Source organism: Cycloclasticus sp. (assembly GCF_019090545.1).
Classification (GTDB): domain Bacteria; phylum Pseudomonadota; class Gammaproteobacteria; order Methylococcales; family Cycloclasticaceae; genus Cycloclasticus; species Cycloclasticus pugetii.
Genome location: NZ_JAHRVT010000033.1, coordinates 156,556 through 175,456 on the forward strand (window position 1 = coordinate 156,556; position 18,901 = coordinate 175,456).

The following is an 18,901-nucleotide window of genomic DNA, read 5'->3' on the forward strand; positions in this document are numbered from 1 at the left end:
GTAAGCAGATGAATATATTACTAAAAAAAACCAGCCTATTTATTGTCGTCGTTTTTTTTAGTCTATTATCTACCCATACTTTTGCAGCTGACCAACCCCTTCCCACCTTTAAAGCCGAGTACAAACTAAGCCATAATAATATTGAAATTGGCCACATTTCATTAAACGTTAAAATGTTAGCCAATGGCCAATATCAGCTTCTCTCATCCACTGAAACAAGCGGCTTGCTTGCCTTCGTACGTGACGATATCGTACTTGAAAGCAGTCGATTTGAGTTCACTGAACAGCAAGTAAGGCCTTTATCCTACGAATACCAACAAACTCTTGGCGATGACAAGAAAAACATAAAATTGCACTTTGATTGGCAGACAAAAACACTTACAAATTCGTCAAAAGGGCACGATTGGAGGCTAACGCTAAGCAACGGCGTCTTAGATAAAGCGCTTTTACAATTAGCCCTAATGCAGGACTTAAAAAACCCGGCCGAAAAGTCGTTGAGCTACCAAGTTGCCGATGGTGGAAAATTAAAAACCTACTCCTTTACCCAACTAGGCGACGAGCAAATTAAAGTAGCCGGAAAACAATACCAGACCATTAAACTTGCGCGTAAAAAAGACGATAAACCCTTGATTACCTATTATTGGTGCGCAAAGGAATTACATAACCTCCCCATTCTTTTACAACGTAAAAAAACCTATGGGACTTTTGAAATGCGCCTGCTAAGTGCTCATTTTGACAATTAGCAACACAACGCCTCGTTAAGCTTTAGGTAATGTGACGCCAGTTTGTCCTTGATACTTACCACCGCGATCGCCATATGATGTTTCACATATTTCGTCGGCACCTAAAAACAATATTTGCGCGACGCCTTCATTAGCATAAATTTTGGCTGGCAAAGGTGTGGTATTCGAAAATTCCAAAGTGACATGCCCTTCCCATTCTGGCTCCAATGGGGTGACATTAACGATAATGCCGCAACGCGCATATGTTGATTTACCCAAGCAAATTGTCAATACATCCCGTGGAATCCTTAGGTATTCAACCGTTCTTGCCAAGGCAAATGAATTAGGTGGAATAATGCAAACATCCGACTTAATATCAACAAAGCTATTTTCATCGAAATTTTTAGGGTCAACCACTGCCGAATTAATATTCGTGAAAATTTTAAACTCATCAGAACATCGAATATCGTAACCATAACTCGATGTACCATAAGAAATAACTCGCCCCTCATCTGAGTGTCTCACCTGATGCGACTCAAAAGGCTCGATCATCCCTTTTTCATTCGCCATACGGCGAATCCAGCTGTCTGATTTAATACCCATAGCGAACCTAATTAATTAATAACAATGTTTGGAATTTTGCCACTAAAGTCTTTTGCTTTTACTGACAATGATGCGGCCAGTTTCCTAGCCATTTTTCTATAAATCACAGAAATTTGGCTGTCCGGGTCTAACGCAACGGTGGGGGTTCCAGTATCTGTGCTGGTTCGAATAGAGATATCCAACGGCAGCGCTCCCAAAAATTCAACACCATATTGTTGCGCCATCGCCTCGCCACCGCCTTGCCCGAAAATTGCTTCTTCGTGTTGGCAGTTTGAACAGATATGCAGACTCATATTTTCAATGATTCCGAGCACTGGAATATCCACTTTTTCAAACATTTTTAGGCCTTTCTTAGCATCAATCAAGGCGATATCTTGCGGTGTTGTCACCACGACAGAACCTGTTACAGGAACAGTTTGTGCCAAGGTTAAATGGATATCGCCGGTTCCCGGTGGCATATCAATAATTAAATAGTCAAGATCATCCCAATTTGTATCATTTAACAATTGACCTAAGGCTTGCGTAACCATCGGCCCACGCAAAATCATCGGTGTATCTTCGTCAACTAAAAAACCAACTGACATCACTTGCAGACCATGGCTTTCCATTGGCTGTATGGTTCGGCCATCTGGCGAACTAGGGCGACCACTAATACCTAACATGGTCGGTTGACTTGGGCCATAAATATCCGCATCAAGAATGCCGACACGTGCACCTTCTGCAACAAGCGCCAACGCTAAATTAACCGATGTTGTTGATTTGCCGACCCCTCCTTTTCCAGAAGCCACAGCCACCATATTCTTTACACCATTCATTAATTTAACGCCCTTTTGAACAGCGTGTGGTTTGATGATCCAGCTAATCGTTACCTCAACGCTGTTAATGCCATCGAGCTGCTGAAGATGCGCCGCAACCTCAGCCTCTAACTGCTCTTTAACGCCCGCAGCTGGGTACCCCAATATGAGCTCAACTCGAAGCTCACCATTGACCAGTGTTAAGTTTTTCAACGCCTTATTAGACACGATACTGTTACCCGTTAACGGGTCAATAAATTCTTTTAGGTGCTGCTCTATACCTGTTACTGACAATTCACTCATTTGTGCTCCAAATAGCCCTGCAATAAAACACTCTATTCTATACGTTTATTCGCAACTTTTGCGAATTTTAGGCACCGACTAAAAGCGCAAACCAAGCAACCATTTATAAGCCAGCCTCACATCATCGACAAGGGTTAATAAAATTATTAACACCTACGCGACTAATTTTAGTAGCATCTCCGTATCTCGTTTCACAACACGTCTAACATCAATACTTTTAAGGACACCCATGAGCATCATTAAAAAAAGCGCCCTTAGCGCCCTTGTCATCACATTATTAACCCTTACAGCATGCACGCCAGAAGTTGGAAGTGACGCTTGGTGCACAGACATGAAAGAAAAATCTAAAGCTGATTGGACCGCTAACCAAACATCTGATTTTGCAAAAAACTGCGTTTTTAAATAACGTCATTTTAAATTCACAAACCGGACAACTTTTTTCATAAACTTAAAACATACCGTGTAAAGAATAAGCACAATGCCGAAGGCATTGTGCTTATTTTATGGGACAATACAGCCAAATAAACCAACGCCTATACAACACCATTTATTGTTAGGCTTACTTGCTCAACACTATCACCTTTATTTATGTCAAACGAAATAAGAAAAATTCTTGTTACCAGTGCTTTACCTTACGCTAACGGCCCTATTCATATTGGCCATTTAGTTGAATATATCCAAACTGATATCTGGGTGCGTTTTCAAAAACAGCGAGGACATACCTGTCATTATGTTTGCGCCGATGATGCACACGGCACACCCATTATGTTAAGGGCACAACAAGAAGGCATAACACCTGAGCAATTAATTGCAGACACATGGACTCAGCACAACGCCGACTTCCAAGACTTTAATATTGGTTTCGATAATTTTTATACAACCCATTCAGACGAAACACGTGACTTTGCCGAACTGATCTACAACCGCTTACATGAAAAGCAGCATATTCACAGCAAAACCATCACCCAAGCTTATGACCCGGTTAAGGAAATGTTTCTTCCTGATCGTTTTATCAAAGGCGAATGCCCAAAATGTGGTGCCGCCGATCAGTACGGTGATAACTGTGAAGTCTGCAGTGCAACGTACTCCCCTACCGATTTAATTAACCCTGTTTCAGCTGTTTCAGGTGAAAGGCCCATTGATAAAGAGTCAGAGCATTTTTTCTTTAAACTGGGCGAATTTGAAGCCATGTTAAAAGACTGGACTCAATCTGGTCATCTACAAGAACAAGTATCTAACAAACTAAACGAATGGTTTGAAGTGGGCTTGCAAGATTGGGATATCTCTCGGGATGCGCCTTACTTCGGTTTTGAAATCCCTAACGCACCAGGCAAATTCTTTTATGTTTGGCTTGATGCGCCGGTTGGCTACATGGGCAGCTTTAAGAATTTATGCGACCAAAATGGGCTTGATTTTGACGAGTACTGGGGTAAAGACAGTAACACCGAGCTTTATCACTTTATCGGCAAAGACATTGTCTACTTTCATGCCTTATTTTGGCCAGCCATGTTAACAGGTGCTGGGTTTAGAACCCCAACCGCGATATTTTCTCACGGCTTTTTAACCGTTAATGGTGAAAAAATGTCAAAGTCTCGCGGCACCTTTATCAAAGCTCGCACTTATTTAGAGCACTTAAACCCTGAATATTTACGCTATTACTTTGCAGCAAAATTGAGCAACCGGGTTGAAGATATCGACCTTAACTTCGAAGACTTTAGCCAGCGCGTCAACACTGACCTTGTAAATAAAGTGGTAAACATTGCGAGCCGTTGCAGTGGCTTTATTAAAAAACGGTTTAATAATGAATTATCCGCTACGTGCTCCGAGCCTGAGCTATTCCAATCATTTGTTGAGGAAAACCACACTATTGCTGAACTGTACGAGTCACGCGAATACGGCAAAGCCATGCGCGCCATTTCTGCCTTGGCCGATAAAGCCAACCAGTATATTGACGAAAAACAACCATGGGTCATTGCTAAGCAAGACAATTGCGATGCTGAATTACACGACATTTGCAGTGTCGGCATTAATTTATTTTATGTTATTGCCAGTTACTTAAAACCCGTTGTACCAACGATGGTTGCTAAAGCTGAAACATTTATCAACGCCGGCGAGTTTGCTTGGCCAGATGGGTTATCGCCTCTAACCGCTCACACCATCAATAAATTCAAACCCTTGATGGCCCGTGTTGACGCAGATAAGCTCAGCGCTTTAATTGAAGCATCGAAAGAAAACTTACTCTCAACCCCTACTGCCGCAAAAAGCCCAGCGACTAAAAAAATTGAAAAGATAGCCAATACTATCGAGTTTGACGATTTTGCTAATATTGATTTACGCGTTGCCCTTATTGAAAAAGCCGAGCACGTTGAAGAGGCTGACAAATTACTTCGTTTAACACTAAGTTTGGGTGATGAAAGCCGGCAAGTATTAGCAGGGTTAAAATCTGCCTATACGCCTGAGCAACTTGAAGGCCGACTCACTGTTATGGTCGCTAATCTTAAACCACGTAAAATGCGCTTTGGCGTATCCGAAGGCATGGTTCTAGCCGCAGGTCCAGGTGGTGATGAATTATGGATCTTATCGCCAGACAATGGAGCAAAACCCGGAATGCGCATTAAATAAAAACCAGTATGGTGCAAAAAGTTGAGCATTTAATAAAAAGCCCCTATAATTCTTAAATTGAATATTAAATACAATTTTCATTCTATCTGGTTATATGAGGCGCTAACAATCAACCATACGATTTGAACTAATGGCTATATACTAGTCAAAACCCTTTATTTACCCTATGTCTGAATACCTACTCATTTTAGTCAGCACCATACTAGTCAACAACTTTGTGTTGGTGAAATTTCTCGGCTTGTGCCCCTTTATGGGTGTTTCAAACAAGCTGGAAACTGCTATGGGCATGGGATTTGCGACAACATTTGTACTTACCCTAGCGTCCATTTGCAGTTATTTAGCCAATCATTATTTACTGGCTCCTTTAGGCTTAGAATATTTGCGGACCATTACTTTTATTGTTGTTATTGCTGTCGTTGTGCAATTGACCGAAGCTATCGTCCATAAAACAAGCCCCTTACTGCATCAGGTTTTAGGTATTTATCTGCCGCTTATTACCACTAATTGCGCTGTCTTAGGTGTCGCCTTATTAAGCGTTCAAGAAGAGCATAATTTTATAGAATCTGGCTTATATGGCTTTGGTGCCGCTTTAGGGTTTTCTTTGGTGTTGGTATTATTTTCCACCATTCGAGAACGCATTACCGTGTCTGACGTGCCCGAGCCATTTAAAGGTAATGCTATTGCTTTAATCACTGCGGGCTTAATGTCAGTTGCCTTTATGGGCTTTTCAGGCTTGATTAAATTCTAACTCATGTCTTTTTTTATACTCATTATTTTATTCGCCGCACTTGGTATCCTTCTTGGGTATGCCGCTATTCGCTTTAAGGTAGAAGGTGACCCACTGGTTGATAAAATTGATGCTGTCTTACCACAGACTCAATGCGGTCAATGTAACTTCCCTGGCTGCCGACCATACGCACAAGCTATTGCCAATGGTGATGCTGACATCAATCAATGCCCACCCGGTGGCGAAGCAGGCATTATCGCCCTTGCAGACTTATTAGGGGTTGAACCCAAACCACTCAACGAAGAAAACGGCGTTGAGAAAGCAAACTTAGTGGCGGTTATTGATGAAAATACCTGTATTGGTTGCAAACTCTGTATTCAAGCCTGCCCTGTAGACGCTATTCTAGGTGCACCCAAACATATGCATACCGTTATCGAAGCAGAATGCACGGGGTGTGAATTGTGCGTATCCCCTTGCCCTGTTGAGTGCATAACAATGGAGCCTGTGGCAACAACCTTGTCCCTTTGGGAGTGGGAAAAACCTAAATCTTCTGAAGAGAAAAACTCATGAAACTATGGTCATTTAAAGGTGGTCTACCATCGCTTGCCGACCATAAAAATGAGTCGGTCAACTTACCCATTGAAATAGCACCTGTACCAAAGCACTTAATTTACCCTTTAGGCCAGCACATTGGTAATGCTGCAAAACCGCTGGTTAACGTTGGCGACACTGTGCTACGTGGGCAAAAAATAGCCGAAGCGCAAGGCATGATCAGCGCACCGATTCATGCCAGCAGCTCTGGCACTGTAGTAAGCATTGCCGACCACCTAATCCCCCACCCTTCTGGTTTTTCTGCGCCCTCTATAACAATAGAAACTGATGGCCTCGATACCGAAGTAACACCAACACCTCAGGCTGACTTCAAACAGTTATCGGCTGAGAAACTGGTTCAACTGATTCGTGAAGCTGGGATTGTTGGCCTAGGTGGCGCCGCATTTCCTACCGCGATCAAACTTAACACGCAAAGCAAAGCTATCCAAATCGACACTTTAATTTTAAACGGTGCCGAGTGTGAACCTTATATCTCCTGCGATGACCGGCTATTAAAAGAGCGCTCCGATCGCATCGTAGAAGGCATTGAAATTCTGCTACATATGACCGGCGCAAAGCGTGCGATTCTTGCTATTGAAGACAATGTACCCGACACGTTTAAGACCGTTCAACGCACCATAGCCGAGCACCAAAACAGCATTATTAGCGCCGTTCAAATTCCAACTATCTACCCAACAGGTGGCGAAAAACAACTGATTCAAACCCTAACGGGTAAAGAAGTTCCCAGCGGCAAAATTCCTGCGGACATTGGCATTGTATCTATTAATGTTGGTACTGTTTACGCAGTTCAACAGGCGGTTATTGAAGGCAAACCGCTAACATCAAGAATTATCACCGTCACCGGAGAAGGGGTTAATAAGCCTCATAACCTTGAGGTTAGATTAGGCACGCCTATTAAAGCACTGATTGATATTTGCAATGGCTACACAAAATTTGCCGAACGCTTAATTATGGGCGGCCCAATGATGGGCTTTGCGTTGTTAAACGACGATATCCCCATTATCAAAGCAACCAACTGTATTCTAGTTGCCAGCAAACAAGAGGTAGTCACCGAAAAACAAGCCATGCCCTGTATTCGCTGCGGCTTATGCGCCAGCGTATGCCCGGTTTCACTACTCCCACAACAGCTGTATTGGTATAGCCGTTCTGAGCAGCTAGAAAAGGCTGAAAAACTAAATTTATTTGATTGTATTGAGTGCGGCTGTTGCGATGTCGCGTGCCCAAGCCATATTCCATTGGTACAACATTTTCGATATGCAAAAAGTGCCTTAAAAGTACAAAAGCATGAAAAGCATTTATCCAATGTGGCCCGTGAACGCTTTGAAGCAAGAGAAGAACGTATCGCTCGTGAGAAAGCAGAACGCGCAGAACGTTCTCGCAAAAAGAAAGCAGCGTTAAAAAATAAACCTGCTAAGGAAGAAATTGATGCTGCTGTTAGTCGCTCAAAAGCCAAGAAAAACCCAACACCAGACGAGGGCTAAACTGTGCATTTTTTAACCTCTAACGCGCCCTTTATTGAACCGCAAAATAGTATTCAGAAAATGATGCTCTGGGTTCTTATTGCATTAGTGCCGGGCATCATTACGATGATTTGGCAATTTGGCCTAGGCGTTTTAAGCAATATTATTATCTGTGTTTCCACCGCCGTTATCACTGAGGCGGTCATGTTGAACCTTCGTAACAGGCCTGTACTCCCTTTTCTGTCTGACCTAAGCGCCGTAGTAACTGCCGTACTTTTAGCACTTGCCTTACCCACCATCGCACCATGGTGGATTCCGTGCATAGGTGCTTTTATTGCTATTGTTATTGCCAAACACTTATACGGCGGGCTCGGTTATAACCCGTTCAATCCAGCAATGGTTGCCTTTGCCGTCTTAATGGTTTCTTTTCCAAAAAGCATGACCGTTTGGATGCTGCCCTATTCAATGCTACCTGCCGATAGCAGCTTTACTGATCTACTACCCATTATTCTAGATCAACAACCTAAACAAGCACTAATTGACGCAATAACCGCGGCAACACCACTCGATGAAATGAAGACGCAGCTCAGCCTGAATCAAACCATCGGTGAAATACGCTCATCATCTATATTTGGTAGTCTGTCAGGTGAAGGCTGGCAATGGGTGTCTATTGCTTACCTTGTGGGCGGCCTTCTATTAGTATTTAAAAAAATCATTAGCTGGCATATTCCTGTCGGTTTGTTAAGTGGCTTGTTCACCATCAGCTTTGCTTTCTACTTACTGGAACCTAGCGTGACACCATCACCGTTGTTTCACTTGCTTAGCGGTGGCGCCATACTCGGTGCTTTCTTTATCGCTACCGATCCGGTTACCGCAGCCGCGACCTTAAAGGGCCGCTTTATTTATGGCGTTTTAATTGGCTTACTCACTTACATTATTCGCACATGGGGTGGTTACCCCGAAGGCATTGCTTTTGCAGTTATCCTTATTAATATGGCCGTTCCACTGATCGACCATTACACGCCTCCACGCGTTTATGGGCACCACTAATATGGCTAATAATAAAACATCAATTCTAAAGTCTGGCTGGGTGCTCGGCTTGTTTTCGCTAATTGGCATTGGGCTTGTCTCGCTCACTTATTCGATAACACATGAAAAAATTGCAGATAATGAGCGCTTATTTATTTTACAAAACCTACGTGAACTAGTCCCTGAAACGCTTCATGATAACGATCTGCTAACAGATACACTTCAAGTCGTAGACCCAAGTGCCTTTGGAAATAAACACGAAGTCACTATTTATAAAGCCATCAAAAACAACAAACTGATGGCCATCATTGCTTCACCGACCGCAGCGGATGGCTACAATGGCTCTATCAAACTATTGGTGGCTATTCGAGCGAATGGCGAACTAATTGGTGTTCGCGTGGTCTCACATCACGAAACACCGGGGCTAGGCGATGCCATTGATACCAACAAGAGTGATTGGATCTACGGCTTTAATGGACGTTCATTAAACAACCCTGTAAGCCGTTTATGGCAGGTTAAGAAGGACGGAGGTCGTTTTGACCAATTTACTGGCGCTACTATTACACCTAGAGCCGTCGTTAAAGCAGTGTTAAGAACCTTACAATATTATCAAGCCAATCAAGAAACATTAACAACCATTACCCAAGCAACTGACAATGGATAGTTACAAACAAATTTTAAAAAATGGTCTTTGGGATAACAACCAAGCCTTCGTTGCTCTACTAGGGCTATGCCCCTTGCTGGCAGTGAGTAATACCGTTATTAACGGTTTAGGGCTTGGGCTGGCAACCACCCTCACCCTCGTATTATCCAATGCTATTGTGTCTATTATTCGGCGACAAGTGGGTAGCGAAATTAGGCTGCCCGTTTTTGTACTCATTATTGCCTCCATTGTCACCGCCATTGAGCTGCTCATGAACGCCTTCTTTTATGAGCTATACCTCATACTTGGCATCTTTATTCCACTGATTGTGACCAATTGTTCCATTATTGGCCGCGCAGAGGCCTTTGCATCCAAAAACCCTCTTGGTACATCCGTGGTAGATGGTTTAGCTATGGGGCTTGGCTTTACTGCCGCTTTAGTTATTCTAGGCGCCGCACGTGAAATTCTTGGCTCTGGAACTTTATTTGCAAACGCTCATTTAATGTTTGGAGACGCGGCTAAAGACATGGTCATTTATGTCATTCGCGATTACGAAGGCTTCTTGCTCGCTATTTTACCGCCAGGAGCCTTTATTGGTTTAGGCCTACTTATTGCGCTAAAAAATGTTATTGATAAGCGACTTGCAAAACCAAGTACTCAAACAGTCACTTTATCAATGGACCCTGAAAAAGCCTGATTATAATTCGTGAGTAGCGTGGCACAGTCATGGGGGTCGGTTATTTACAAGCCAAAGTCAGTGCTGCTATTTGTCTTTATTTCGTTTATAGCCCATGCCATTGTTGTGGCTCTTGCCTATCAAACCGGTATTTTTTCAAGCGATGATATTGACAGCATTGCCACTAAGAAAATAAGTATTTCTTTGGCTGTGCCAACGCCAATCACTCCGCCAACACCCATTAAACCGCCTGAACCTAAGCCAAAGAAAGTAACACCGAAAAAAATTGTCACAAAGGCAGCTACGGCAAAAAAAGTAAGCCCAAAGCCCAAGAAAGTGGTCAAAAAAAAGGCACCCGCTGCAACGCCTAAAGTAACACCCAAAAAGGTCGCTTCTCCCCTGCCATCGCCAGTTAAAAAACCAGCCCTTTTTATGTCGCCACAGCCAACCTATCAACCTAAGCCAAAATACCCAAGCGTTGCAAGGCGAAGAGGCGTTGAAGGTTCGGTTATTTTTGATCTTTCAGTGGCTAATGATGGGCGTGTTACCCGAGCAATTATTATTCAAAGCTCTGGCTCATCTGCCCTTGACCGATCTGCCTTAAAAACAATTCAAACGTGGCGATTTCCTGCTAGCAAATTCAACTCTCTTTCCACCTATAAGCAAAAAATCGAGTTTCGACTGAACAGTTACTAAGCGCTTACCAGTCTAGCCAAATCGGTTTGCATACCGTTGGAAATGCTGACATTGCACCAATATCACTCCACTGACTCGATTGATGAAAATCCGAGCCACACGAAGCCAGTAAGCCTTTTTCAACACACAGCCTAGCCAATCTGTCCGTTTCTTGCTTGCTTTGCTGGCCAGAGACAACTTCCATCCCTCTACCACCTGCTGCAATAAAATCATCCAATAACGCCGACCGCTTAGTCCATGTCATTTTATACTTCAGTGGGTGCGCTAATACTGCCACCCCGCCTGCCTTTACTATCCAGCCGATAATGTTCGGTAACTCTGCCCAGCATTGTTTTACATCGCCCGGCTTTCCATCTCCCAAGTATTTCTTGAACGCCGTGGAGATATTCTTAACCACACCGAGTTCAACAAGATGCTGTGCAAAATGGGGCCGCCCAATCTGGCTATGGTTAGCAATTTCACTGACCCGATTAAAATCGATGGGGCCAACCAGTTTAGTTAACCGTTTGGCAATAATCTGTGCTCGATCAGCCCGTGCTTTTTCCTGCTGAGCGACCCCTTCTTTAATCGATGCACTATCGAGGCTTAAGTTCAAACCGACAACATGAACACCCACCCCTCGCCATTGCGTTGACAGTTCAACACCAGGAATAATCTTCAAGCCGTCATAACTGGCTGGCGACAATTGCTCATAAGCATCTACCGTATCATGGTCAGTAATGGCTAACATCTCAACACCCTTTGCTTTCGCCCGTTCAACCAAGTCATTGGGGGTTAATGTCCCATCAGAAATAAGGGTATGCGAATGAAGATCAATTTTTTTCATGCCATGAAGTTTACACCGTGAGGCAAACTTGAATGTTAAAATTGTTATTTATTGACCACAAACTTTTTAACCATGCAGATTACTAAAGACACCGTTGTACGATTTAACTACATCTTAAAAAATGACGAACAAGAAATTATTGAGCGCTCTTCGGCTCAAGAACCCATCGCGTATTTACAAGGTCATGGCGGCATGATTCGTGGTGTTCAATTAGCACTTGAAGGCAAACAAGCAGGTGATAAGTTTAGCGTCAGTGTTGAACCAAAAGATGGTTATGGCGAACGTCTAGATAATTCAATTCAAAGCGTTCCAGTCAAACATTTAATGGGCGCTAAAAAATGGCGTCCAGGCATGATTGCCACCGTGCAAACTGAAAAAGGTCAGCACCAAGTCAACGTCGTAAAAGTGGGGAAATTTATGGCTAAGGTAGACACCAATCACCCCCTAGCAGGGCAAACGCTTCACTTTGACATTGACATTGTTGATGTTCGAGCCGCCACACAAGAAGAAATTTCACACGGGCATGCTCATGGCGCAGGCGGCCACCACCACTAAACGTGACCTCTACAGCCAACACGCCCATTTTATATTCATTTCGTCGCTGCCCCTATGCCATGCGAGCCCGCTTAGCAATAAAGCACGCTGGCATTAAAGTGGCCTTGCGTGAAGTTGTCTTGCGCAACAAGCCACCTGCCATGTTAGCGATCTCACCTAAAGGAACTGTGCCTGTGCTTCAGTTACCCACTGGTGAAGTCATTGATGAAAGCTGGGAAATTGTGCACTGGGCAACATCAATAAACGATAGCCAGTCCCTAAGGGGTTCTTCGGCGCGGGTTTTAGACGCTAACCGCCTAGTATCGCTGAATGATAATGAATTTAAACAACACCTCGATCACTATAAATATGCTGATCGATTTCCCGACTTCTCAGCGGAGCACTACCGTACACAAGCTGAGGCTTTTCTTAGCCTTTTAGATCAACGATTAGCAGCGCATTCTTTTCTACTGGACGATGAACCCTCGATTGCAGACATTGGCATTTTTCCCTTTATTCGCCAGTTTGCGCATGTAGACATTGATTGGTTCAAGCAAACCCCTTACCCGTATTTGCAGCGCTGGTTTGAACACTATCTTTCTTCTGAACTGTTTACTAGCATTATGAACAAATACCCAGCTTGGGAAGAAGGCCAAGATACTCTTTTGTTCTAACCCTTTCTTTTAGCTTCTGCCTAGCATAAGATTAAAACCCGCCACGGAGATAACCATGCGTTTCCTTACACACCAACTTCTAGTTCCATTTATAGTTCTACTAACCTTGGCAGGTTGCGCCGGTATTACCTATCATGCACAACCACCGCAAATCAGCCTTAATAATATTCAACTGGTTAACGCACAACTGCTAGAGCAAGAATACGCATTAACCTTACGCATTCAAAATACAAACGACTTCCCGTTTTTCATTAAAGGGCTTAGTTATCAATTAGAAATTAATGGATCAGAATTTGCGCATGGGGTCAGCAGCCAATCGGTCAATATATTGCCTTATCAAGAAGCCTACCTAACGGTCTCTCTGATCAGCAATACATTGGGCGTAATCAGACAACTAGAATCACTCTCTGGCACTAACAAGACTGATTTACACTTTCGTTTAACCGGTAAAGTCAGCCATGGCACCGTTAACATTCCTGCCTCTATGTACAGCTTACCCTTTGTAAAAGAAGGCACCTTAAACCTTAATACGCTCTTAAAGAAATGAACCAACCAGAGATCTTTGTACTCCAACTTACAACAGCCTTTAAAAAAAAGGAGACATCATGAAGCTGCTACTTCCAATCACCTTATCTTTACTATTAATCGCTTGTGCTGGCCCCAACCCATATGGCCCATCCAGCGAAGGCTACACCCGTAGTGAAGCTAATCAAACCTTACACGTCACAAATGGCATCATCCTTGATCTTCAGCCAGTCACCATCGATTCAGAAGGCAACGCCGTCGGTAAAATTGCCGGTGGTTTAATTGGCGGCATTGGTGGCAGCAGTGTTGGTAGCGGTCGAGGCAGTGCTGCCGCAGCCGTGGCGGGCGCAGTTGTCGGTGGTATTGTCGGCAACAAAGCCGAGGCTATGTATAACAAGGCCAATGGCGTGCAAATTACCATTCAGCTCGATAACGGCCAAGTACAATCCGTTGTACAAGAAGTTAACGAAAACGTTATGTTTAGAAAAGGCGATCACGTCAAACTGATTCGCAGCGCCTCGGGCAAAGTTCGCGTTATTCAATAAGCCTTAACGCCCACCCAACATGCCTTTAATTGCTGCCGGCAAATCTGCCGGTAGCAAAATGGTTTTTGCGTTATCTGAATTTGACATATCTTGTATTGCATCGACATATTTCTCACCCAGAATATACATCACCGGCAATTCCTTATCTTGAATCGCTTCAGCTACTTTAGTAATAGCCAACTTACTCGCTTCTGCCAATACTACTTGCGCCTCTGCATCTCGTCTTGATGCATCTAAACGACCTTCCGCTTCCAAAACGGCAGCGGCTTTTTCACCTTCTGCCCGAGTCACCGTTGCGCGACGTTGCCTTTCTGCAGCCGCTTGCTCTTCCATTGCATTTTGCATTGTGCCAGATGGGGTAATATCTTGAATTTCAACGGTTTTAAGCGTAATCCCCCAGTCTGAAATATCATCTGAAATAGCTTCTTTTAAACGTGCTTTAATTAATTCTCTAGAGGTTAATGCATCATCCAACTTCATTTCACCCACAATAGACCTAAGCGACGTTTGTACCAGGGTTCTAATGGCTAGCTCATAGTCTTCCACGCCATACACAGCACGCTCTGGCGCCACAATATTAATGTACGCAACCGCATTAGCAATAATCACTACATTATCTTGCGTAATCACCTCTTGGGAGGGAATATCCAACACAATGTCTTTCGTGGTAACACGATAGGCAACTTGGTCTATGTATGGCACCACCAAATTTAACCCCGGCCCTAATGTTTTATGAAACTTACCAAGGCGTTGCACAACAAACTTAGACCCTTGGGGCACCAATTTAACCCCCATCGCAACCGTTAAGAACACTAGCCCAAAAAATACCGCCGCTACAATAAGTCCTTCCATTGTTAACTCCTTTTTTTAAATTACGTTACTTTGTTAACCACAAGCGTATTACCCGAGGCTTCTTTAATCATCACTTTATCGCCGACTACCACAGGGTCTTCACAGATAAACTCCCATTCATCATCACCCAAAATAGGGGTCGTAAAACGTACATGCCCACGCGATGCTTCACTGGGCGCTTTAATCACCATTCCCGTTTCACCTGCAATCGCTTCTTGCGTAATACCCGCCTTAGTACGATCGATCATTTTGGGGCGCAAAAATTTAAACCAGCCCGCAGCAAAAACAACCGAAAAAATGGTCCAAATAAACAATTGCCAACCGAGCGTTAACGAGGGTACTAAGGCCAAAAAAGCAGCCACAACAACAGCACCCAAACCAAACCATAGCACTGTAAAACTGGGCACAAAAATCTCAAACCCCACCAGCAACATACCCAGCACTAACCAGTGCCAATAAACCAACTCAAGCTCCATCATCACTGTTCCTTTTATTTATTCGGCTTTACCGTGTTAGCTTAACTGATTTAATAGTACCTGTGGGTCGTTATAGTCATAGCGTAACAACCGGTTCTGTTCGCTCTGCTGTAACACGATACTTGGAAAGCTACTGGCACCCATACTTCTAGCCAATTTTATTTCCATCAATAATTGCTGCTGAGTACTTGAGTGATTCAATAAGGCCGAAAACTCGCTTTCATCAAGCCCTATCTCGCCAGCACATTCAATTAACACCTCGTCATCGGCTGGGTTTTTAGCGTGTAAATAATACGCCTGTTGAATCGCCAATAGCATCGGCTTTTCCGCTGCTCTATCCAGCATTCTTGCAGCAATTAAGGCACGGCATGATGGATACGTTGAGCGACGTGGCTTACACAGCGTCCAAAAATTGTGATTAAACTCGGTACCTGGAACATGCTGCTGAATGCGATACCAGCCATCACTAATTTTCTCTTGCAAGTCGGTAGCCATTGGCTGATCGCTGTCCGGCGCAAGCCCTCCTAATAAATAACGCACCTCAATAGAGCTGGGCAAACTAGACTGTATTACGGCCCATGTTTTATTAAATGCCCAACACCAACTACACATTGGGTCGTGTACGTAATAAAGCACCTTATCCATATAGCATCACCCAGTTGTTAATAATAGTTTGTAGCTGGCGCAAACCATCGGTCAGCGCAGCTGGCCCGGGTTGTAAAATATCCACCGATTTAATCTCAAACAGTTGATTCGTTTTTACCGCAGGAATAACATCCCAGCCCTCGCGCTCAGCCACTCGCTCTGGTCGAAATTTTTTACCACACCATGAACCAATAATAATATCCGGCGCGCGGTCAATCACGGTCTTAGGGTCGGCAATAATTCTATCTTTACCCCCCGCTTGTTTTGATAACTCGGGGAAACAATCCACACCCCCTGCTATTTCAGCCAGCTCAGACACCCATCGAATGCCAGAAATTAATGGATCGTCCCATTCTTCAAAATAAATGCTCGGTTTTTTCTTAAAACCACTAGCTTGCTCAACACACTGTTTAATATTTTGCTGGTATTGGTTCACCAGCACCGCCGCTTTTTCAGGCTCACCAATCAACGCGCCTAAGGTATGTAGCATGGTAAAAATTTCAGCCACTGAACGCTGATTAAACACATGCACCTGCAAACCAGCCCTAACAAGTTCAGCTGCAATATCCGCCTGCATATCCGAAAAACCCAGCACCAAATCCGGCTTTAAGGCCAAAATTTTATCAATTTTAGCCGAAGTAAATGCCGACACTTTAGGTTTTTCCTTACGCGCAATCGCCGGGCGTACAGTAAAGCCCGAAATACCCACAATGCGCTGTTGCTCACCAATTAAATACAAGGCTTCGGTGGTTTCTTCAGTTAGGCACACAATGCGTTGTGCGCCGGTGTTTTTTCTATTCATTCAATCCCTCTAAACGTTCTAAGGGGCTAATCACCCCATCCATGTTTTCTTGTAATACATGGGTGTAAATTTCAGTGGTTTTAACATCCTTATGGCCCAATAATTTTTGCACCACACGAATATTTGTACCGGCTTCCAACAAATGTGTCGCAAACGAATGCCGTAAGGTATGACTCGTTACTCTTTTATTGATATTGGCTTTTTGCTTTGCCTCACGAATAGATTTTTGAATACCCGACTCATTAAGGTGATGACGCCTTATTTCACCATCTCGCGGGTCGACTGATAAATTCTTAGATGGGAATACATATTGCCACTCCCAACTTGAAGCTGCCTTAGGGTATTTTTTAGCCAGCGCACCCGGTAAGTAAACATTCGCTTCACCCGCTGCAAGATCTTTCTCAAAGAATGCCCTGGCTTTTTCTAGCTGTAACTTTAAATCCGTTACAACCGTAGCCGCCAAAGGTGTTTTTCTCTCATTACCACCCTTGCTATCTCTAATCATAAGATAGCCATTAGCAAAATCAATATCTTGTACCCGTAAGCGCGACACCTCCAATACCCTTAAGCCGCCACCATACATTAAACGAGCCATCAAACCCCTCACTCCCCGCATATGTTTTAAAAGCTCAACCACCTCACCTTTACTCAAAACAACAGGAATTCGCACTGGTTTTTTGGATCGTGCCGCCGAAATATTCTCCGCCACAGGCATATCAAGAACCTTTTTATACAAAAAAACAATCGCATTCATTGCAAGATTCTGAGAAGAGGCCGAATAGTTCTTATTCAGTGCCATATCTGACAAAAATGCCTCAATGTCAGCCTTACCCAATTCGTTAGGGTGCCTTTTATTATTAAAACGGATAAAAGCTAAGATCCATTTGATATACGACTCTTCAGTACGCAAGGCATAATGATGATACCGAAGAACTTCTCGAACCTGATCCATTAAACGTTTGGATTGTGGTCGAAAAATTGACTTATTCTCTGAAGGGCTATTGAAATTGGACATAACGTAAATTACCTCCTGTTTTTTCTTGATTATCGCATTACAGGGAATTATACTCCTTATAAGTAAAGAAATTACAGGGAGTTTTTATTCCCCTTAATAACTAGTTAGGTTGTGAATAAGAGCAGGAGAAAAACAATGGCAGAATCGCATTCAGCATTTATAGGTGAAATACCGCGAAACTACGAAAAGTATCTTGGCCCTCTGATATTTAGCGAGTATGCGGAAGATCTGGCAAATCGCATCACTGTGCCAAAAGGTGGTTCGTTGCTTGAGACTGCGGCGGGCACAGGAATGGCCACCCGCCAATTGCGTGACTCAATTTCTCAGGATGTGCGCATTGTGGCAACGGACCTCAACGAGGACATGCTAAATGTTGCCAAAAAGAAGTTTGAAGGTAGTGAAAATATTGAATTTCAAATCGCAAACGCATTAGACCTGCCATTCGATGACGTTACTTTTGACGCTGTTGCATGCCAGTTTAGTGTTATGTTCTTTCCCGACAAACTACTCTCACTACAGGAAGCAGCACGTGTTCTGAAGCCAGGTGGAAAGTTTTATTTCAACATTTGGGATTCATTTGAGCACAACCAGCTCATTCAAACAGTTAATAAAACTATCACAGAATATCTGCCAGAGAACCCACCTGATTTTTATAATGTGCCCTATGGTTATTACGAAATAGATGTGATTAAGAACCTGTTATTTGAGGCAGGCTTCGCAGATATTGAAATAGCGGTTCTACCACGATTTAGCGTAACCGAAGAGGCCCGAGATGTCGCAATGGGGTATGTTATGGGAACACCAGCACGACTGCAGATAGAACAATGTGCTCCAGAATCTCTTTCTAAGATTGTTGACGCAGTTGAACACGCTGTAGGTACAGAATTTGGCTATAAATCTGTTAAAGCTAAAATGCAGGCGATGGTATTTACAGCACATTATTCAGGGTAGTGAAATGAGGGAAATATTCTCTCACAACCTAACAAACAAATGCAGTCGGACGTGGCCAAGGCCACGCCGCTGATTTGAGCGTTAAGTGTACAAGGAGTAAATTCATGAAGAACGTATTTTTCATAATCGCAATATACATGTCATCTATTGCAAACGCATTAGCCAACCA

At 43.5% G+C, this 18,901-nt stretch carries 23 protein-coding genes; 15 read left to right on the forward strand and 8 right to left on the reverse strand.

The genetic code is table 11. The annotated features are described in order from the left end of the window. Nucleotides 1-8: 8 nt before the first annotated feature. Nucleotides 9-743 carry a DUF3108 domain-containing protein gene (locus KUG63_RS08435; RefSeq protein WP_073024075.1) on the forward strand — a complete coding sequence of 245 codons (735 nt, stop codon included), beginning with the start codon at nt 9-11 and terminating at the stop codon, nt 741-743. Between the two features lie 15 nt (nt 744-758). On the opposite strand, the gene dcd is transcribed toward KUG63_RS08435, so the two are convergent. Next, nucleotides 759-1,325, reverse strand: coding sequence for a dCTP deaminase (gene dcd, locus KUG63_RS08440; protein ID WP_015004971.1), 567 nt, complete (start codon nt 1,323-1,325; stop codon nt 759-761). A gap of 11 nt (nt 1,326-1,336) precedes the next feature. Further along, nucleotides 1,337-2,422: an iron-sulfur cluster carrier protein ApbC gene (apbC, locus tag KUG63_RS08445; protein ID WP_016390363.1), complete on the reverse strand. Its 1,086-nt coding sequence runs from the start codon at nt 2,420-2,422 to the stop codon at nt 1,337-1,339. A 229-nt stretch (nt 2,423-2,651) separates the two neighbouring features. Here apbC and KUG63_RS08450 point away from each other — a divergent pair, with 229 nt between their 5' ends. The 9 genes from KUG63_RS08450 (at nt 2,652) to KUG63_RS08490 (ending at nt 10,887) form a co-directional block, all read left to right on the forward strand. Further along, a complete protein-coding gene (locus tag KUG63_RS08450; RefSeq protein WP_016390362.1) occupies nt 2,652-2,828 on the forward strand; it encodes a DUF3012 domain-containing protein in 177 nt (58 codons plus the stop codon). A 182-nt stretch (nt 2,829-3,010) separates the two neighbouring features. Then, complete coding sequence (gene metG / locus KUG63_RS08455) at nt 3,011-5,044, forward strand: methionine--tRNA ligase (RefSeq protein WP_016390361.1); 2,034 nt, start codon at nt 3,011-3,013, stop codon at nt 5,042-5,044. A gap of 166 nt (nt 5,045-5,210) precedes the next feature. Next, nucleotides 5,211-5,792 carry an electron transport complex subunit RsxA gene (rsxA, locus tag KUG63_RS08460; protein ID WP_015004968.1) on the forward strand — a complete coding sequence of 194 codons (582 nt, stop codon included), beginning with the start codon at nt 5,211-5,213 and terminating at the stop codon, nt 5,790-5,792. A 3-nt stretch (nt 5,793-5,795) separates the two neighbouring features. Continuing rightward, nucleotides 5,796-6,341, forward strand: a complete 546-nt coding sequence (gene rsxB / locus KUG63_RS08465) for an electron transport complex subunit RsxB (protein ID WP_015004967.1) — start codon at nt 5,796-5,798, stop codon at nt 6,339-6,341. Then, complete coding sequence (gene rsxC, locus KUG63_RS08470; RefSeq protein ID WP_073024077.1) at nt 6,338-7,864, forward strand: electron transport complex subunit RsxC; 1,527 nt, start codon at nt 6,338-6,340, stop codon at nt 7,862-7,864. The genes rsxB and rsxC overlap by 4 nt, the downstream gene beginning before the upstream one ends. 3 nt (nt 7,865-7,867) lie before the next feature. Further along, nucleotides 7,868-8,893, forward strand: a complete 1,026-nt coding sequence (gene rsxD, locus KUG63_RS08475; protein ID WP_015004965.1) for an electron transport complex subunit RsxD — start codon at nt 7,868-7,870, stop codon at nt 8,891-8,893. 1 nt (nt 8,894) lies between these two features. After that, complete coding sequence (gene rsxG / locus KUG63_RS08480; protein ID WP_035850695.1) at nt 8,895-9,536, forward strand: electron transport complex subunit RsxG; 642 nt, start codon at nt 8,895-8,897, stop codon at nt 9,534-9,536. Further along, nucleotides 9,529-10,212 carry an electron transport complex subunit E gene (locus KUG63_RS08485; RefSeq protein WP_015004963.1) on the forward strand — a complete coding sequence of 228 codons (684 nt, stop codon included), beginning with the start codon at nt 9,529-9,531 and terminating at the stop codon, nt 10,210-10,212. The genes rsxG and KUG63_RS08485 overlap by 8 nt, the downstream gene beginning before the upstream one ends. 18 nt (nt 10,213-10,230) lie before the next feature. Continuing rightward, nucleotides 10,231-10,887, forward strand: coding sequence for an energy transducer TonB (locus KUG63_RS08490; RefSeq protein WP_223253206.1), 657 nt, complete (start codon nt 10,231-10,233; stop codon nt 10,885-10,887). A gap of 4 nt (nt 10,888-10,891) precedes the next feature. Here KUG63_RS08490 and KUG63_RS08495 read toward each other — a convergent pair whose 3' ends face one another. Then, nucleotides 10,892-11,713 (reverse strand): PHP domain-containing protein, encoded by an 822-nt coding sequence (locus KUG63_RS08495; protein WP_016390356.1) that lies wholly within the window; start codon nt 11,711-11,713, stop codon nt 10,892-10,894. A gap of 72 nt (nt 11,714-11,785) precedes the next feature. Between KUG63_RS08495 and KUG63_RS08500 the strand changes: the two genes are divergently transcribed. Genes KUG63_RS08500 through KUG63_RS08515 form a run of 4 tightly spaced genes read left to right on the forward strand, consistent with a single transcriptional unit; the run spans nt 11,786 to nt 13,991 of the window. Beyond that, nucleotides 11,786-12,268 carry an FKBP-type peptidyl-prolyl cis-trans isomerase gene (locus tag KUG63_RS08500; protein WP_015004960.1) on the forward strand — a complete coding sequence of 161 codons (483 nt, stop codon included), beginning with the start codon at nt 11,786-11,788 and terminating at the stop codon, nt 12,266-12,268. Between the two features lie 2 nt (nt 12,269-12,270). Further along, entirely contained in the window at nt 12,271-12,921 is a 651-nt protein-coding gene (locus KUG63_RS08505; protein ID WP_016390354.1) for a glutathione S-transferase, read from the forward strand. Between the two features lie 55 nt (nt 12,922-12,976). Further along, complete coding sequence (locus KUG63_RS08510; RefSeq protein ID WP_287554811.1) at nt 12,977-13,468, forward strand: LEA type 2 family protein; 492 nt, start codon at nt 12,977-12,979, stop codon at nt 13,466-13,468. A gap of 58 nt (nt 13,469-13,526) precedes the next feature. Continuing rightward, a complete protein-coding gene (locus KUG63_RS08515) occupies nt 13,527-13,991 on the forward strand; it encodes a glycine zipper 2TM domain-containing protein (RefSeq protein ID WP_016390353.1) in 465 nt (154 codons plus the stop codon). A 3-nt stretch (nt 13,992-13,994) separates the two neighbouring features. Here the strand turns inward: KUG63_RS08515 and KUG63_RS08520 are convergent, their stop codons facing one another. Genes KUG63_RS08520 through KUG63_RS08540 form a run of 5 tightly spaced genes read right to left on the reverse strand, consistent with a single transcriptional unit; the run spans nt 13,995 to nt 17,781 of the window. Next, nucleotides 13,995-14,843, reverse strand: a complete 849-nt coding sequence (locus KUG63_RS08520) for an SPFH domain-containing protein (protein ID WP_015004956.1) — start codon at nt 14,841-14,843, stop codon at nt 13,995-13,997. Between the two features lie 20 nt (nt 14,844-14,863). Continuing rightward, entirely contained in the window at nt 14,864-15,322 is a 459-nt protein-coding gene (locus KUG63_RS08525; RefSeq protein WP_238538341.1) for an NfeD family protein, read from the reverse strand. A 33-nt stretch (nt 15,323-15,355) separates the two neighbouring features. Further along, entirely contained in the window at nt 15,356-15,964 is a 609-nt protein-coding gene (locus KUG63_RS08530; protein ID WP_015004954.1) for a DsbA family protein, read from the reverse strand. Next, nucleotides 15,957-16,766: a cobalamin-binding protein gene (locus tag KUG63_RS08535; protein ID WP_015004953.1), complete on the reverse strand. Its 810-nt coding sequence runs from the start codon at nt 16,764-16,766 to the stop codon at nt 15,957-15,959. Before KUG63_RS08535 ends, KUG63_RS08530 begins: the two co-directional genes overlap by 8 nt. Continuing rightward, the gene (locus tag KUG63_RS08540; protein ID WP_016390349.1) at nt 16,759-17,781 is read right to left on the reverse strand and encodes an integron integrase; all 1,023 of its coding nucleotides are present in this window, start codon (nt 17,779-17,781) and stop codon (nt 16,759-16,761) included. Before KUG63_RS08540 ends, KUG63_RS08535 begins: the two co-directional genes overlap by 8 nt. A 135-nt stretch (nt 17,782-17,916) precedes the next feature. Here KUG63_RS08540 and KUG63_RS08545 point away from each other — a divergent pair, with 135 nt between their 5' ends. Further along, nucleotides 17,917-18,732 (forward strand): class I SAM-dependent methyltransferase, encoded by an 816-nt coding sequence (locus KUG63_RS08545; protein WP_287554815.1) that lies wholly within the window; start codon nt 17,917-17,919, stop codon nt 18,730-18,732. Nucleotides 18,733-18,901 lie beyond the last annotated feature (169 nt).